Below are 15,006 nucleotides of genomic sequence, written 5' to 3' on the forward strand. Positions count from 1 at the left end.
GCTTCGATTGCGGCCGTGCTCAACCGGCCGCTTTTTCAGCGCCGAAATGCTTTTTGAGCGCAGTGAAGAATTGTTTTGTCAGGTGCTTGGCGACAGATTTCAGGACTCGTTGCCCCACTCCGGCCACGAGGCCGCCAATCTCGCCTTCACCTTCGTAGTCCAGCCGCGACTTGCCGGGCTCCAGTTCGGAGATCGTGAACTTCGCGGTACCGTCGCCGGTGCCCAAAGTGCCGCCACCGGATACCGTGATATGGCAGCTTTCCGGTTCATCCTTGTCGAAAAGGCGAACCTTGCCATCGAAAGACCCGCCGACAGCCGCGACCTTCAACTGCATCTTGACCTCGTAATCGTCCGGGGCGATTTCTGTCATTTCCTTGCAGCCGGGAATGCACTCCGTCAGCACCGCCGGCTCCTGCAGCGCATCCCACAGGTCCTGACGGCTGGCGGCGATTTCTTCGCTGCCGGAGAGTTCCATCTTCATCGGGTTTCTCCCATCAGTTCGAGAGCAAGACCGGATTCGATACGGAGGCGCTGTTCCGGGGTCAGCTGAACGCCATCCAGGATTTCACGCGGCTTCGGATCGCCAATCGGAAACGGCATGTCGGACCCCAGCATGATGCGGTCGGCGCCGACGCAGTCGATCAGCAATTGCAGTGCACGGGGGTCATGCAGAAGCGTGTCGTAATAGAGCAGTGACATCGCCTTGACCGGGTCTGCCATGTCTTCGGGATGAAGCGCATGGTTGTGGCGCAGCCGGCCGATAACATACGGCAACGCGGCACCGCCGATTCCAACGACGATCTTGGCATTCGAGTATTTCTCGACGTGACCGGAATATATGATCCGCGTTACCGCGATCAGGCTGTCGGTGATACGTCCCAGCGCGTTCGGCATGCCGAAGTCATGCACCCTGTCGTCGCCCGCATCGAACACGGGATGGATGGCAACAATGGAGCCGAGATCGTGGGCCGCCTGCCAGAAGGCATCCAGCGCGGGATCGTCGAGCTCGCCACCGCCATTGTTCGGTTGCGTGCCGATCATCGTCCCTGAAAATCCGGCTTCATGCGCCTCGCGGAGCACTTCCGCCGCCGCCGCCCCATCCTGGGTCGGCGTTACGGAGAGACCGACGAAACGACCGCCGTTTTCCTTTCCGGCGGCCAGAAGATGGGCGTTGATGGTGCGCGCCCAGGCCTTGCCTTCCTCGGTGGGCAGGTCATTTCCGAACATGTCGAGCCATCCGGCGACGACCTGCCGATCGATTCCCTGCTCATCCATCCAGCCAAGGCGTTTCTCGATATTCGTGAGGCCGGGCGAAACCGGACGCGTCGCCTTCTTGCCGGAGAAGGAAAAGCTCACGCTCCCGTCCTTCGGCGTGATCGCGACGCTCGGGAACTCCGATGCGCGATCCTGAAGTTCCTCCAGAAGCTTCGGCGGTACCAGATGGGCGTGGGCGTCGATGATCATGTGTTCTCCTTGGCCGAAGCGATGGCATCGCTGATTGCGCTCATCCGGATCGGCAGTTTGTTCAGGTGGATATTCCAGGGGCGGAGCGCATCGTGGATCGCGCCGGAGATCGCCGCCGGCGCACCCAGATATCCGCTTTCGCCCGAACCCTTCTGACCGAATTCGGTGAAGGGCGACGGGGTGCAATGGTGCACAATCTCGACCTCTGGCACCTCGTTTGACGAAGGCATCAGATAGTCGAGGAAGCTCTGGGTCATCAGATGACCCTCCGCGTCATAGGAAAATTCCTCGAGCAGGGCCGCGCCGATCCCGTGAGCGATACCGCCCAGCGTCATGCCCTTGACGATGTGCGGATTGATGACCGTGCCGCAGTCGTGACCGATGATGTAGCGCCGGATCTCAGGCTTCGCGAGCACCGGGTCGAATGCCATCAGCACGACATGAAACTCGAAGGAGTAGCAGGGGTACATCTGAGCCTTACCGTCCTTCGGAAGAGCAACGCCCGTGGGAACCTGCTGGATGAAACTGGCGGTCAGGCCCGGATTGGTGCCTTCCGGCAGGTCGTGGAAACGCCGGTGCGCTATGTCCACCACCTCACTCCATTCGACCGTCCGTCCGTCCGGCCCCCGCACGACGCCCTCGGCATAGGTCACGGCGTCGGGCGCCACGCCCATCGAATGGGCGGCGATGGCGGAAATCTGGCGCTTGATATCGCGCGCGGCATTTGCCGCCGCGCCGCCAAGCATGATCGCCATGCGGCTGCCAACCGGCGAGTTGCCGGGCAGAGAACCGAGACTGTCCGGCCTCACGACACGAATGCGGTCGGGGTCGATTTCGAGCACTTCACCGACAACGGTCGCCGCCAGCGTCTCGTGCCCCTGCCCCGAACTCGTGGTGTGGATTGTCACCGTGACGTCGCCGAGCGCATCGACATTCACGCGGCTGCCTTCCATCCAGGTGGATGTGCGGTTCTTGGGATTGAGAAGCGGTTCGAAAGATGAGTTGCCGCCGGACGGCTCGAGGCAGGCGGCTATTCCGATTCCCGCGCAGAGGCCGTCCGCACGCAGTCGGTCGCGTTCGGCGACGATGTCCTCATAGCCCGATTGCGCCAATACCTTGTCGACCACCGCATGATAGTCGCCGCTGTCGTACTTGCTGCCGGATGGGATCTCCCACGGAAACTCGTCCGACCGGATGAAGTTCTTGCGCCTCAGCGCGATCCGATCCATGCCGAGGTGCTCGGCAACCCGGTCCATCATGGTTTCCAGCGCATAATTGGTCGGAGACTGGCCGAAGCCGCGCACCGCCTCCTGGACCGCCTTGTTCGTGGTCACCGATTGCGCGCGATACTGCACCGAGTTGATGCGATAGGGGCCAACGATCGCTCCGATCGGCTTGCCGAGCTGGAATGGCGCACGACCAGCGTAGGCGCCGGCATTGTCGAGCGCACGCATCTTCATCGCGTTGATCGTGCCATCGCGGTCAAAGGCAACCCCGATGTCGAAAATCCGTTCCGGACCGTGCGCGTCGCCCGAGCGCATGTTTTCGAGGCGATCCTCGATAAGGCGAACCGGGCGTCCGAGCTTGCGCGCCAGATAAGCGGCCAGAACCGTGTGCTTGATCCCGCGCTTCACTCCGTAGGAACCGCCGACATCGACATCGTAATACACGCGAACGTCATTGCCGCGCAGGCCAAGCGCGCGGGCAATCTGGTCGGCGTATTTCGGCATCTGGATCGAGGCCCAGACTTCCAGCACGTTTTCCCAGGCGTTCCACTCACAGATCACGCCGAATGTCTCGATCGGCACGGTGGAGTTGCGACCCCAGGTCACGCGCAGTTTGAGCGTTTCGTCGCTCCTGGCGAAATCGTCCTCGACAGGGCCCCAGTCGAAGGTACGGTCGAGCAGGACATTGGAACCGTGCGACGGATGGACCGGGGTGGAATCCGCTTCCATCGCCTTTTCGGGATCCATCACGTAGCCGAGCTTCTCGCCCTTGACCTTGACCTTTTCCGCCGCGTCTTCGGCGAGCGCCCGGCTGGTCGCGACCACGGCCGCAACCCATTCCCCGGCATATCGGTTCTGCCCGACGGCAAGCGGGAAACGGCGCACTTCCGGGGTATCGAGGCCATTCATCAGCGGATTGACGGCGTTGGAAAGTTCGTTTCCGTCCACGACAGCGACCACGCCTTCCATCGCCAGCGCCTCTGACGCATCGATGTCCTCTATGGTCGCTGCGGGATGCTGGCTGGCGACGAGCGCCACGTGCAGCATGCCCGGACGCTCGATGTCCTGCACGAAATGGCCTGCACCGGCAACAAAGCGGGTGTCCTCGCGGACACGACGATCCGACGAAACGTAACGGCCGGAAAATGGTTTGGCGTGCTCGTTCATTGGCCTGCCTCCACCGCCGCAGCGTTGCTTTCACGCAACCGCCTGGCCGCGAGCCGCACCGCTTCGACGATCTGCCCGTAGCCGGTGCAACGGCAGATATTGCCCGAGATCGCTTCGCGGATCTCTTCGTCTGACGGGTCGCGATTCTTGGCCAGCAAGGTCTTTGCAGCGAGGATCATGCCCGGCGTGCAATAGCCGCATTGCAGGCCGTGGGTGGCACAGAAGCTGTCCTGTATGATGTCCATTTCGCCAGGCGCCGGCGCGACGCCTTCGATGGTCGTCACCTCCGTCCCGTCGCACTGAACGCCGAGTATGAGGCAGGAGCGCACGGCTTCCCCGTCAATTTCCACGGTACAGGCACCGCATACACCATGCTCGCACCCGGCATGCGTGCCCTTGAGACCGAGTTCATCGCGCAGCGCATCAAGCAGCGTCACGCGTGGCTCGACATCGATTTGGACCTGCTGGCCGTTGACTGTGAGGTTTGTTTTCATGCCGCCTCTCCCATTGCGGCCACGCGCGCGTCTTCCAGCGCCTGCCCGGCGAGACGCGCGGCGGCACGGCGGCGATAGCTCGCCGTGGCGTGAAGATCCTCGACGCATTCGAGATCCTCGAGCGCCGTTTCGACCGCGTCCTGAATATCCTTCTCGCCGAGACCGGTTCCCGCGAGACCCGACACATCGACAGCAACCGGGACATCGCCGACTGCGCCGATGCCCAGCAAGGCCTCGATGCATTTTCCCTCTGCATCCAGCACGACCTGCGCGCCGGCGGAGGCAAAGGCATAGTCACTGCGCCGGGACGCCACTTCACGGAACCCGGCTCCGACGCGACCGGACGGCCGTTTCGGGAAGATGACGCGTGTCAGGAGACCGCCCATCGGGGCCATTGTGACAGTGGGACCGATGAAGAAGTCTTCGGGCGTCATCACCTCTTCCTCACCGTCGGCGAGGAAGACGATCCGGGCATCCAGTATGGTTGCGGCGAGCGCGATCTCCGCGGACGGATCACCATGGGCAACGGATCCACCCACAGTGCCGCGTGCGCGGGTCGGCGGGTGGCCGACGTTCGGAAGCGCCGCCGCGAGCAGCGGCACCTCACGGGCGATCAAATCCGAGCGCAAGGCGACCGCCTGACGCACGGCCGCACCGATGGCGATGCCTTCGCCGGAATCCTCTATGGCGCCCAATTCGTCGAGCCGAGTGATGTCCACCAGCAACGACGGACGGGCGAGCCGCATGGCGAGCATGGGCACGAGCGTCTGGCCACCGGCCAGCACACGCGCCTCCGCGTCGTCCGCCAGCGCTTCGCAAGCCTCCGTCACGGAGGCCGGGCGCAGATAGTTGAATGGGGCCGCTTTCACGACATACTCCTCCAGAGGCCTCCCGGGACGGTCAGCTGTTCGGCAGTCCGGGAACCAGCGGCTTCAGCACCGTTTTGTGCTGCTTGGCGATCAGAGGACCATTGGCCTCGGAAGCCGCCTTCGCAGCCTTCCAGCCCTCGTCGCCTCCGAACGACGCCCAAGCCTTGTCACGGGCTTCCTCGTCTTCGTAACGCGTCAGGTAGGTCAGCATGCCACTGTCGGCATCGGTGAACACACCAAGCAGTTCAATGCCGTGCCCCGGCAGGCGCGGCACCACTTCCTCGATGAAACGCTGCCGCACTTTGTCCGCACATCCTTCGACGTGCTCATAGACACGCATTTCATATAGCATTGGAATGACCCACTAACACAATGTTTCTCAATTTGCCCAACGGTACAATGACAATGCGATATGTCAAACGGAAAGTTATACAATTAGTGGTTTAATTTCCAGATTCCTTTGGACGCAATGCAACAATCCATATGCGGCAGCGCAAAAAAGACGGCGAACACGTGCGGATACCGTCTCCGGGAAGGAAAATGTTGCGACAATCCGAAAATTGTCCTATTCGTCGAAAAAGCGCAGAGGATGCAATGGACTGGTACCCGACACTCCCTTTCGGCGAGGGCCCACGCTACGTTCAGATCGTCGCCGCCCTGAAAAGCGACATCGCGAGTGGCCGGGTTGCCGGCGGCCAACGCCTGCCCACCCACAGGGAGATGGCGTCCCAGCTCGGATTGAGCGTGGGAACGATTTCCAAAGCCTACGCGCTTGCCGAACGTCAACGCCTTATTTCGGGGCAAGTCGGGCGCGGCACATTCGTGCTGCCGCCTGCAAACAATATCGGCGTCGTCGAATCGACGACTGGCGCGGAGCAGGTCAATATGGCCCTGAACGCGCCTCCGGCCACCGGTGAGGCCGCGATCTTTGCGAAGGTCCTCACCGAGATCGCGGCGGATGACGATTTTCCGTCGTTGCTGAGCTACCTGCCGCACCAGGGTATAAGACGGCACCGCGCGGCGGTTGCCGGGTGGCTCGGACGGCATGGAACCGCCGTTGAGCAGAGCGACATCTACATTACCAACGGCGCGCAGCATGCCATCTCCGTTTCGCTCCGTCTTCTGGCGCGGCCCGGAACACCGGTCCTGGCCGAGAACCTCCCCTATTCGGGGCTGACCGCTCTCGCACTCATGGAAGATTATGTGCTGCACGGCGTGGCGATGGATAACCACGGGCTCGTTCCCGACGCCCTGGATGCCGCGTTGCGAGAAACGGGCTCCAAGGTTCTGTGCTGCACGCCCACGATCCAGACCGCGACCGGTTCGATCATGCCGACGGAGCGCCGTCGCGAGATCGCCGAGATCATTCGTCGCCATGACGCGTGGATCATCGAGGACGACGTGTACAGTTTCCTCTGTCCCAATCCGCCGCCAACGCTTTCGTCCTTCCTGCCCGAGCGATCATTCTACGTGATCAGTTTCGCGAAATGTCTGATGCCCGGGCTCAGGATCGGCGCATTGCACGCGCCCGCCGCGTTCCGCGACAGGATTGTCAATGCCATCCGCTCCACCGGCTGGATGGCGAACGCGATCATGAGCGAAGCCGTTGTGAGGATGATCGAAAGCGGCGCGCTCGAAAGCCAGATCCGGCTGAAGCGCAATGCGGCCGCGGAAAGAACGATGCTGGCGCAGAGCATTCTGGGCAGCTATCTGCACTCGACGGCGGTGCCCGCTTTCCACGCATGGCTCACCATGCCCGCGGGGCGAACCACGACAAGTCTCGCCGCTCAGGCCGCGTTCCGCGGCATTACGCTGGCAACGCCGAGCCCGCTGAGCGCCGCATCAGGCGTCGCGCCGGGCATTCGCGTGTGCCTCGGCGCGGCACAAACGCCCGAGAAACTCAGCTCGGCCCTGCACGTTCTGGGATCGATTCTTCGGGAGTCTGAGGAAATGGCGTTCGTCTGAACGCGCCAATCCAATGCGGCCGGACTGAAACTCGCCCGCGCCGGAATTTCTCCAAAGCCGACGCCTACGTCCCTCACTCCCACTCGATGGTTCCCGGCGGCTTCGAGGTGACGTCGTAGACGACGCGGTTGATGCCGCGGACCTCGTTGATGATGCGGGTGGCCGTATTGCCGAGGAAGCTCATGTCGTAGTGGTAGAAATCCGCGGTCATGCCGTCGACGGAGGTGACGGCGCGGAGCGCGCAGACGAATTCGTAGGTGCGGTAGTCGCCCATCACGCCGACGGTCTGCACCGGAAGCAGGACCGCGAAGGCCTGCCAGATGTGGTCGTAGAGGCCGGCGGCGCGGATTTCCTCGAGATAGATCGCGTCGGCTTCCTGCAGGATGCGGATCTTCTCGCGCGTGACGCCGCCCGGGCAGCGGATGGCGAGGCCTGGGCCGGGGAACGGGTGGCGGCCGATGAAATGTTCGGGAAGCCCCAGTTCGCGGCCCAGCAGGCGGACCTCGTCCTTGAAGAGTTCGCGCAGCGGCTCGACCAGCTGCATGTTCATGCGCTCGGGCAGGCCGCCGACATTGTGGTGCGACTTGATGGTGACCGACGGACCGCCGGAAAAGGAAACGCTCTCGATCACGTCGGGATAGAGCGTGCCCTGGGCGAGGAAATCGGCGCCGCCGATCTTGTTCGCCTCCTCCTCGAAGACGTCGATGAAGAGCCGGCCGATGGTCTTGCGCTTCTTCTCGGGGTCGGCCTCGCCTTCCAGCGCGTCGATGAACAGGTCCGCCGCGTCCACATGGACCAGCGGGATGTTATAATATTCGCGGAACATCGAGACGACCTCGGCCGCCTCGTTTTTGCGCATCAGGCCATGGTCGACGAGGATGCAGGTCAGCTGGTCGCCGATCGCCTCGTGGATCAGCACGGCGGCGACGGAGGAATCGACGCCGCCCGACAGGCCGCAAATGACCTTTCGGTCACCGACCTGCTCGCGGATCGCGGCGATGGCCTGTTCCTTGTAGGCGGCCATGGTCCAGTCGCCCTTCAATCCGGCGATGCGGTGGACGAAATTGGCGAGCAGCTTGGCGCCGTCGGGCGTGTGCACCACCTCCGGGTGGAACATCGTCGTATAGTATTTGCGGCTCTCGTCGGCGGCGATAGCAAAGGGCGCGTTGGGCGAGGTGCCGATCACCTCGAAGCCGTCGGGCAGTTCGGTGACGCGGTCGCCATGGCTCATCCAGACCGGATATTTCGAGCCCTTGGTCCAGAAGCCGTCGAAGAGCGGGCTTTCCTTGAGGATCTCGACATCGGCGCGGCCGAACTCGCGGTGATGGCCGCCCTCGACCGTGCCGCCAAGCTGGTGGCAGAGCGTCTGCTGGCCATAGCAGATGGCGAGGATCGGCACGCCGGAATCGAGAACCGCCTGCGGCGCGCGCGGGCTGCCCTCGTCGGGCACGGAGGACGGGCCGCCGGAGAAAATCACCGCCTTGGGCTTGAGGCGTTCGAAGCCTTCCTCGGCGGACTGAAACGGCACGATCTCGGAATAGACACCGGCTTCGCGGACGCGGCGCGCGATGAGCTGGGTCACCTGACTGCCGAAGTCGATGATGAGGACGTTTTCGGGATGGATGGTCAAGTCGGGAGCGTTCATGAAGCGGCTTTAATGCGAGTCCGCCCGGCTTTCAATTGCTGCGCTGCAATGCCCACCGGGATTTGAGGTAGTGGGGCGGCTTGAGTTCTGCGCTTCCTTCTCCCCGCGAGCGGGGAGAAGGTGGTCCGAAGGACCGGATGAGGGGCTCGCTCGGTGGATGGACACAGGACACAATACCGTGCTCTTCCCCCTCACCCAGCTGCGGCTAACGCTCGCTTTGCTCGCGAAGCCTCGCATCCCTCTCCCCGCAAGCGGGGCGAGGAAGGACGCGCCAACGCCTCCGCGCTTCCTTTCGGAAACCGGTCACATAGAACCTGGCTGTCCCCTCCCCATTCACGACGTGTTCCAGGCCTCGAGCCCGAGATAGTTGCATTCCTTCAGCACCTCCTCGATCTCGGTCTTGGGCCGTTTCCTCCAGCCGGGCGGGAAGCCGGGGCGGAAGGGGCTGAAACGGATTGGCCGGCCGGAACCGGCGGCGCGGCGTGCGCGCCAGCGGGCCAGCCGCAGCGCCTGGCCGTCCAGATCGTCCAGCGCATTGGCGAGCGCGCGGATGCGCCGGCCGAGCGCCCTTGCATCGACCGGTTCGTTCGGCCGCGAGGCCGGGACGAACACTCCGTCGGAAGGATTGTCGAGCGCGGCGATTTCCGCCTCTGTCAGCCACGGCTCGGCGAAGGGCTTGAACGGGTCGAAAAGGACGAAGGCGGGTTGCGGGGTGTCGGCGGCTTTTCGCGGCGTCTTATTGCGGACGCCATCCTCGTGATTGACCCGAGGATTCACTCCGCCGAGCCGGAGAACGCCGGCGATGACCGAAGATGGCTCCTCGTTCTCGGTCTTCGAAGCGGTGGCAGCGTCTCCGGAATGGGTCCTCGGCTCAAGGCCGAGGATGACGGAGTTTCGTGGCGGCCTCCGGCGCTCTGTAACGGGCCGAACGGTGATCATCACCAGCTTGCAGGCGGCCATGGCGATGAGGCGACGCGCGGCGAATTCTGCGGGGCGGAGAAGCGCGAGGATGCGCAGATAGAGAAAGCGCGGCAGGGTATCGGCAGTGCGTCCTGCCTGAATCCCGGCCATGACGATCAGCCGCCCGGCGATGGTGCAGAGTATCTCGCAATTGCGATCGACCGCCCCGCGCCAGTTGAACTCCATGCCTCATGCGCCTCCGTTTGGTGCGGGGACAGTGTCGGGGAGGTTTGGGGGTGGTGGACGAGATTGTAGCGAATCGCCAGAAATCCGGCGTTTTGCCGCGACGGCCATCCTACGCGCCGTCATCCTCGGGCTTGACCCGAGGACCCATTCCGTGAAGCTCGAGCGATGGGCGGCTATGTCTACATGCTGGCGAGCAGGAAGGGCGGCACGATCTATATCGGCGTCACCGCCGACCTGTCGCAGCGCGTCTACGACCACAAGCAGCGCATCAACGCGAAGGCCTTCACCTCGCAATACGGGGCAGTCCGGCTCGTCTGGTACGAGGAATATGATGACATCACCGACGCGATCCAGCGCGAGAAGTCGCTCAAGCGCTGGCGGCGACAGTGGAAGATCGAACTGATCGAATCCATGAATCCGGATTGGTCTGAACTATACGGGGGAATGGGGTGGTGAGTGTTCTGCATCATCGGGTCCGGCGCGAGCGCTACGGAATGGGTCCTCGGGTCAAGCCCGAGGATGACGACCTTGTTTGGCTTGCCAGCTAATCTCGAACACCCCGCCCCCAACCTTTGGCTCACCGGCACTCCGCGTTCAGCACTCGACACGGTTCACCGGATCGTTTCGCCCGCCAAGGCCCCATTTCAGGCCCTGTGTCGTAAACAAACGCCCAAGCGGCGCTGGAACGGGGGTTGCGGCGGGCGGTCTGGGTGAAGTTGACTACGGGGAATGAATTACCCGGTGCGTGAAGGGACGTCGCATGTTCAAGACATTGTCCGGGGTGTGGGCGCTTCTGCTCGGCATCTTGCTGATCATGCTGGGCAACGGCATGCAATTCACGCTGATCGGCATGCGCGGCGGCATCGAGGGGTTCTCGGCGACCGCGCTGGCGGTCGTCACCTCGGCCTATTTCGCCGGCTTCCTGTCGGGGGCGCGCTTTACGCCGGTGCTGATCCGGCGTGTCGGCCATGTCCGGGTTTTCGCGGCGCTGGGCAGTTTCATGTCGGCGGCGTTGATCAGTTTTCCTCTGGTGACCGAACCCTGGGCGTGGACGCTGCTGCGGCTGCTGGTTGGGTTTTGCATGTCGGGCATCTACGTCACTGCCGAAAGCTGGCTCAACGATGCGTCCACCAACGAGACACGGGGCCAGGTGCTGGCGGCCTACATGATCGCGCAGACACTGGGCATTATCGGCGCGCAATGGCTACTGACATTCGGCGACGCCGGCACGTCGGTGCTGTTCATCGGCGCGTCCATCCTGGTCTCGATCTCGTTTGCGCCAATCCTGCTGTCGGCCAGCCGGACGCCGACGACCGAGGTGGCGCGGCCGATGCCGCTGCGCGAACTCTTCGGTGAATCGCCGCTCGGCACGGTCGGGATCTTCCTGCTCGGCAGCATCTACGCCACCCAGTCGGGCATGGGGGCCGTGTTCGGCTCGCAGATCGGCATGGCGGCGGACCAGATCGCGCTGTTCGTCGCGATGCTGTTCGCGGGCGCGCTGGTGCTGCAATATCCGATCGGCTGGCTGTCGGACCGGGTCGACCGGCGCCAATTGATCTTCGGGGCGTCGGCGGGCGGTGTCATCTTCTGCGCGGTCGGGTTCCTCTCCGGCGGGCAGGTGTGGTTCCTGATGCTCTCCGCCTTCATCGCCGGCGGCGTGACCACGCCGCTCTATGCGCTGTTCCTGGCCTATACGAACGATTTCCTGACCACCGAGCAGATGCCGGCGGCGTCCGGCGGTCTCGTCTTCACCTTCGGGCTGGGGGCCATCGCCGGCCCGCTGGCGACCGGCTTCGGGATGGAGCGGTTCGGCCCCTTCACCTTCTGGGTGGTGCTGGGCACGACATTCGCGGCCATCGCGCTCTACGCGCTCTACCGCATGACACGGCGCGCGCCCGTCCCGGTCGCGGACACCGAGAGCTATCTCGGCGTCCTGCCGACCGCGACGCCCGTGGCGGTGGAGGCGGCGGGAACATGGGCGGCCGAAAATGCCGAGGCAGGCTCGGACGCGGAAGAGTGAACGCAGTCGCGAACGGACGGGCATCGCCGAGGCGTGCGGCCTAATCGGAGATGACGCGGTAGCCCTTGGAGATGCGGTCGACGCGGTGGCCGGATTTCAGCGGCACTTTCTCGTCGACCTTGTAGGTCACGAAGCCCATCCGGTCGTAATAGGCCAGGCCACCGGCATTGTCCGCGCGGATGGTGGCGTTGATGGCCGCGAGTTCGAAACGGCGGGCCTGGGTCAGCGTCTCCGCGAAGAGCGCGCTTCCGACGCCGGACGTTTGCGAACCGACGCGTGCGAAGGTGGCGATGTCGGCCCAGTCCTCCGGCAGCTTTTCATGGGCGGCGAGGACCTGGAACCCCAGCAGGTCGCCGCCCGAAGCTTCGGCGACCATGAAGGATATCTGGATCTGCGACCGGAAGAAGGTGTCGAGAAAGCTCTCGATCGTCATCGGCGTTTCCATCGCCGTGGTGCCGCCGATGCGGATAATATCGTTCAGCAACGCGCACAGGTCCGGTATGTCGGCTGGACCGACGGGCCGGACCGCGAATTCTCCAGCGCTCATTCCAGCAGGCCGGCCTCGATCGCCGCCTCGACGCGGTCGACGGCATCGGCGAGTTTCTCGTCGATGACGTGGAGATATTGCGTCCAGTCGTCGTAGTGATGCAGGTCGCCGGCACCGTCGGAAACGCCGCGCAGGCCGATCAGCGGTATGTCATGTCCCATGCAGGCGCGCAGGAGCGCGAATGTCTCCATGTCGACCATGTCGGCATCGATTCCGTCATAGGCCGCGCCCGACACGATGTTGCCGCCGGTCGAAAGGCGCACCGCGGGCAATCCCTCGATGCGGTGCGGAAGCTCCAGCTCGACCGGCAGGTCCAGAAACGGGGTCTTCCCCTTTTCGAAGCCGAGCGGCGACGCGTCCATGTCCCGATAGGAAACCGAGGCAACCTGGAACACTTCGGCCTGTTCGAGCGAGCGCGAACCGGCGGAGCCGAGCGATACGACGACGTCCGGCTTGCCGGCGGCGAGCGCACGGGCGAGGTTGACCGCCGCCTCGACAGGGCCGACGCCGCAGATCAGCGGCTCGAAACGCGCCTTGAGATGCGGCCCGTATTCGGGGTCCGCCGCCATCACGTAGAGCACCTTGGCGTTTCCGACTGTCTTCATCTTCAATCCTTCACATCGTCGCGGCCATGCACGCACATCATGGTGGCCGTCATCGTCGCTATGCGTTTCGTCGTTTCCCCGGTCACGGCATAAGCGGTGCCGTCCACCACCGTGATCGTGCGGCCCGGCTTGACGACGGTCCCCTCGAAACGGAACCGCTCTCCCCTGGCGGGCGCCAGCAAATTCACCTTGAACTCGATGGTGAGAATTCCCGCGTCCTCCGGCAACAGCGTCAAGGCGGCAAATCCACAGGCCGAATCCAGTGCCGCCGAGATCATGCCGCCATGGATGAAACCGTGCTGTTGCGTGAGTTTGCGATCGTGGGGCATGACGATTTCGACGTGCCCCTCGCGCACGGCCGACAAGGTTGCGCCCATGGTTTGCATGGCGGGCTGGCGGGCGAAGGAGTCGCGGACGCGACGCTCGAAATGAAGCATGGCGCCTGTCATCCGGTCACGCCGCTCTGGCCTGTCGCGGTCGTCATGCCGTTTCCGGTGCGTTTGCGCTCACGGAAAAGGCGTTCATGCGCGCGATCTTTTCGAGCAGGTTGCGGGATATTCCCGCATGCAGCGCATGTCGGACCGGCTCCACCCTGGCGACAAGCTTTTCCAGCGCGGCGCGCTCGAAGACGAGCATCTCGCAAAGCTCGAGCGTGGACGCGGTGGCGTTGGCTTCTCCTCGCGAGAGCAGGCTCATCTCGCCCAGAAAGTCTCCCTTCCCGCAGGTTCCGATGACGACGCCATGCTGGACGATCTGAACCTTGCCGGACACGACGAAATAGAGCTTGTCCGGAACGGTGCCCTCGGTGACGATCACCTGCCCGCCGGGCACCGTTTCGTGGCGCGCCTGATGCACCATCTTGGCGGCATGGACCGGCTTCAGATCCATCAGCGCGCGGGTGACGAAGTCGCGCTCGGCTCCGTCGAACTGGCCGGGGCGGTTTTCGTACCAAAGCAGGAACAGTTGCGCGACATTGACCGTCACGTAGCAGGCTTCCCAGAACGCGCTGACATAATCGCCGCGCACGAGACCGAAATAGACGAGCGCGGTCAGACCGGACAGGATCGCGAAAAAACGCAGCCATGACATGGTGCGCATGATCATGGAGACGATTGCCAGGACGTAGGTCAGATGCCCGAAAATGTTTTCGTAGGCGGTAAAATCATCGAGAAACTGCGCAAATTGCATCGGGACAGACCGGGTCGGGAATAGGGATTTCGCCGGACGTCCGGCATCGACCGCGAAATACTCGCGCGGTCAGCCGCGAAATCCAATCGAAAAAGTCATCTATCCCTATCCGGCCGTACCCGGTGGCGTCAGTTCAGCCACCAGATCGACAGGTTCAACAGACCGGCAAACGTGACCCAGCAGGCGTAGGGCACGAACAGGAGAGCGGAGATCCGGTCCGGTTTCCAGGTCAATTGAATGAACAGAACGATCAGCGCGAGCATGACGGTGAGGACCAGCAGGGCAAGACCTGTCGTGTGCATGCCGAAAAAGGCGGGTGTCCAGATGAAATTGAACAGGAGCTGTCCGAACCACAATTGCATCGGAAGGCCGGCCGGGCCGCGCCGCCAGGTGCGCCAACCCGCGATCGCGATCATCAGGTAGAGCAGGGTCCAGACCGGCCCGAAAATCGCGTTCGGCGGATTGAACCAGGGTTTTTCGAGGCCGGCATACCATTCGCCCGGCGTGAAGGTGATGCCGATCAGGGTGCCTCCCGCCATGACGAAGAATACGAACAGGACGAGGGTAACCCACTTCCAACCGTTGTCGCGGGCATGAACATGCTGCATCGAAACCTCCAGCAAATCGCTATTATGACAGTACTACGCAGAACACCGGCTTCGGGTTCACA

The 15,006-nt window shown here is 63.4% G+C and carries 16 protein-coding genes; 3 read left to right on the forward strand and 13 right to left on the reverse strand.

What is annotated here, in order from left to right:
- Window positions 1–19 precede the first annotated feature (19 nt).
- Genes LC343_RS17620 through LC343_RS17645 form a run of 6 tightly spaced genes read right to left on the reverse strand, consistent with a single transcriptional unit; the run spans window position 20 to window position 5,572 of the window.
- Window positions 20–481: an SRPBCC family protein gene (locus LC343_RS17620; RefSeq protein WP_223478476.1), complete on the reverse strand. Its 462-nt coding sequence runs from the start codon at window positions 479–481 to the stop codon at window positions 20–22.
- Window positions 478–1,464, reverse strand: coding sequence for an amidohydrolase family protein (locus LC343_RS17625; protein WP_223478477.1), 987 nt, complete (start codon window positions 1,462–1,464; stop codon window positions 478–480). Before LC343_RS17625 ends, LC343_RS17620 begins: the two co-directional genes overlap by 4 nt.
- A complete protein-coding gene (locus LC343_RS17630; RefSeq protein ID WP_223478478.1) occupies window positions 1,461–3,857 on the reverse strand; it encodes a xanthine dehydrogenase family protein molybdopterin-binding subunit in 2,397 nt (798 codons plus the stop codon). The genes LC343_RS17625 and LC343_RS17630 overlap by 4 nt, the downstream gene beginning before the upstream one ends.
- Window positions 3,854–4,351 (reverse strand): (2Fe-2S)-binding protein, encoded by a 498-nt coding sequence (locus LC343_RS17635; RefSeq protein WP_223478479.1) that lies wholly within the window; start codon window positions 4,349–4,351, stop codon window positions 3,854–3,856. Before LC343_RS17635 ends, LC343_RS17630 begins: the two co-directional genes overlap by 4 nt.
- Window positions 4,348–5,220: an FAD binding domain-containing protein gene (locus LC343_RS17640; RefSeq protein ID WP_223478480.1), complete on the reverse strand. Its 873-nt coding sequence runs from the start codon at window positions 5,218–5,220 to the stop codon at window positions 4,348–4,350. Before LC343_RS17640 ends, LC343_RS17635 begins: the two co-directional genes overlap by 4 nt.
- A 31-nt stretch (window positions 5,221–5,251) precedes the next feature.
- Window positions 5,252–5,572, reverse strand: a complete 321-nt coding sequence (locus tag LC343_RS17645; RefSeq protein ID WP_223478481.1) for an NIPSNAP family protein — start codon at window positions 5,570–5,572, stop codon at window positions 5,252–5,254.
- A gap of 242 nt (window positions 5,573–5,814) precedes the next feature.
- Between LC343_RS17645 and LC343_RS17650 the strand changes: the two genes are divergently transcribed.
- Window positions 5,815–7,185 carry an aminotransferase-like domain-containing protein gene (locus tag LC343_RS17650; RefSeq protein WP_223478482.1) on the forward strand — a complete coding sequence of 457 codons (1,371 nt, stop codon included), beginning with the start codon at window positions 5,815–5,817 and terminating at the stop codon, window positions 7,183–7,185.
- 73 nt (window positions 7,186–7,258) lie between these two features.
- Here LC343_RS17650 and guaA read toward each other — a convergent pair whose 3' ends face one another.
- Both guaA and LC343_RS17660 read right to left on the reverse strand, forming a co-directional pair.
- A complete protein-coding gene (gene guaA, locus LC343_RS17655; protein WP_223478483.1) occupies window positions 7,259–8,830 on the reverse strand; it encodes a glutamine-hydrolyzing GMP synthase in 1,572 nt (523 codons plus the stop codon).
- A gap of 333 nt (window positions 8,831–9,163) precedes the next feature.
- Window positions 9,164–9,976, reverse strand: a complete 813-nt coding sequence (locus LC343_RS17660) for a hypothetical protein (protein WP_223478484.1) — start codon at window positions 9,974–9,976, stop codon at window positions 9,164–9,166.
- A gap of 165 nt (window positions 9,977–10,141) precedes the next feature.
- On the opposite strand from LC343_RS17660, the gene LC343_RS17665 reads away from it, so the two are divergent.
- On the forward strand, window positions 10,142–10,432 hold the full coding sequence (locus LC343_RS17665) for a GIY-YIG nuclease family protein (RefSeq protein WP_223478485.1): 291 nt from the start codon (window positions 10,142–10,144) through the stop codon (window positions 10,430–10,432).
- 304 nt (window positions 10,433–10,736) lie between these two features.
- Window positions 10,737–11,996: an MFS transporter gene (locus LC343_RS17670; RefSeq protein WP_223478486.1), complete on the forward strand. Its 1,260-nt coding sequence runs from the start codon at window positions 10,737–10,739 to the stop codon at window positions 11,994–11,996.
- A gap of 40 nt (window positions 11,997–12,036) precedes the next feature.
- Here the strand turns inward: LC343_RS17670 and LC343_RS17675 are convergent, their stop codons facing one another.
- From LC343_RS17675 to LC343_RS17695, 5 genes are all read right to left on the reverse strand, one after another.
- Window positions 12,037–12,543: a GNAT family N-acetyltransferase gene (locus tag LC343_RS17675; RefSeq protein ID WP_223478487.1), complete on the reverse strand. Its 507-nt coding sequence runs from the start codon at window positions 12,541–12,543 to the stop codon at window positions 12,037–12,039.
- A complete protein-coding gene (locus LC343_RS17680) occupies window positions 12,540–13,148 on the reverse strand; it encodes a 5'-methylthioadenosine/S-adenosylhomocysteine nucleosidase (RefSeq protein ID WP_223478488.1) in 609 nt (202 codons plus the stop codon). Before LC343_RS17680 ends, LC343_RS17675 begins: the two co-directional genes overlap by 4 nt.
- A 2-nt stretch (window positions 13,149–13,150) precedes the next feature.
- Complete coding sequence (locus LC343_RS17685) at window positions 13,151–13,597, reverse strand: PaaI family thioesterase (protein ID WP_223478489.1); 447 nt, start codon at window positions 13,595–13,597, stop codon at window positions 13,151–13,153.
- A gap of 31 nt (window positions 13,598–13,628) precedes the next feature.
- The gene (locus LC343_RS17690; protein WP_223478490.1) at window positions 13,629–14,336 is read right to left on the reverse strand and encodes a Crp/Fnr family transcriptional regulator; all 708 of its coding nucleotides are present in this window, start codon (window positions 14,334–14,336) and stop codon (window positions 13,629–13,631) included.
- A gap of 128 nt (window positions 14,337–14,464) precedes the next feature.
- Window positions 14,465–14,944, reverse strand: a complete 480-nt coding sequence (locus LC343_RS17695; protein ID WP_223478491.1) for a TspO/MBR family protein — start codon at window positions 14,942–14,944, stop codon at window positions 14,465–14,467.
- Window positions 14,945–15,006 lie beyond the last annotated feature (62 nt).

It is taken from the genome of Oricola indica (assembly GCF_019966595.1).
In the GTDB taxonomy this organism is placed as follows: domain Bacteria; phylum Pseudomonadota; class Alphaproteobacteria; order Rhizobiales; family Rhizobiaceae; genus Oricola; species Oricola indica.

What these genes read in the sequence shown, in the direction of transcription:
- LC343_RS17620 (WP_223478476.1), bottom strand. Translation starts at nt 481, where the DNA reads ATGAAGATGGAACTCTCCGGCAGCGAAGAAATCGCCGCCAGCCGTCAG.
- LC343_RS17625 (WP_223478477.1), bottom strand. Translation starts at nt 1,464, where the DNA reads ATGATCATCGACGCCCACGCCCATCTGGTACCGCCGAAGCTTCTGGAG.
- LC343_RS17630 (WP_223478478.1), bottom strand. Translation starts at nt 3,857, where the DNA reads ATGAACGAGCACGCCAAACCATTTTCCGGCCGTTACGTTTCGTCGGAT.
- LC343_RS17635 (WP_223478479.1), bottom strand. Translation starts at nt 4,351, where the DNA reads ATGAAAACAAACCTCACAGTCAACGGCCAGCAGGTCCAAATCGATGTC.
- LC343_RS17645 (WP_223478481.1), bottom strand. Translation starts at nt 5,572, where the DNA reads ATGCTATATGAAATGCGTGTCTATGAGCACGTCGAAGGATGTGCGGAC.
- LC343_RS17650 (WP_223478482.1), top strand. Translation starts at nt 5,815, where the DNA reads ATGGACTGGTACCCGACACTCCCTTTCGGCGAGGGCCCACGCTACGTT.
- guaA (WP_223478483.1), bottom strand. Translation starts at nt 8,830, where the DNA reads ATGAACGCTCCCGACTTGACCATCCATCCCGAAAACGTCCTCATCATC.
- LC343_RS17660 (WP_223478484.1), bottom strand. Translation starts at nt 9,976, where the DNA reads ATGGAGTTCAACTGGCGCGGGGCGGTCGATCGCAATTGCGAGATACTC.
- LC343_RS17665 (WP_223478485.1), top strand. Translation starts at nt 10,142, where the DNA reads ATGGGCGGCTATGTCTACATGCTGGCGAGCAGGAAGGGCGGCACGATC.
- LC343_RS17670 (WP_223478486.1), top strand. Translation starts at nt 10,737, where the DNA reads ATGTTCAAGACATTGTCCGGGGTGTGGGCGCTTCTGCTCGGCATCTTG.
- LC343_RS17675 (WP_223478487.1), bottom strand. Translation starts at nt 12,543, where the DNA reads ATGAGCGCTGGAGAATTCGCGGTCCGGCCCGTCGGTCCAGCCGACATA.
- LC343_RS17680 (WP_223478488.1), bottom strand. Translation starts at nt 13,148, where the DNA reads ATGAAGACAGTCGGAAACGCCAAGGTGCTCTACGTGATGGCGGCGGAC.
- LC343_RS17685 (WP_223478489.1), bottom strand. Translation starts at nt 13,597, where the DNA reads ATGACAGGCGCCATGCTTCATTTCGAGCGTCGCGTCCGCGACTCCTTC.
- LC343_RS17690 (WP_223478490.1), bottom strand. Translation starts at nt 14,336, where the DNA reads ATGCAATTTGCGCAGTTTCTCGATGATTTTACCGCCTACGAAAACATT.
- LC343_RS17695 (WP_223478491.1), bottom strand. Translation starts at nt 14,944, where the DNA reads ATGCAGCATGTTCATGCCCGCGACAACGGTTGGAAGTGGGTTACCCTC.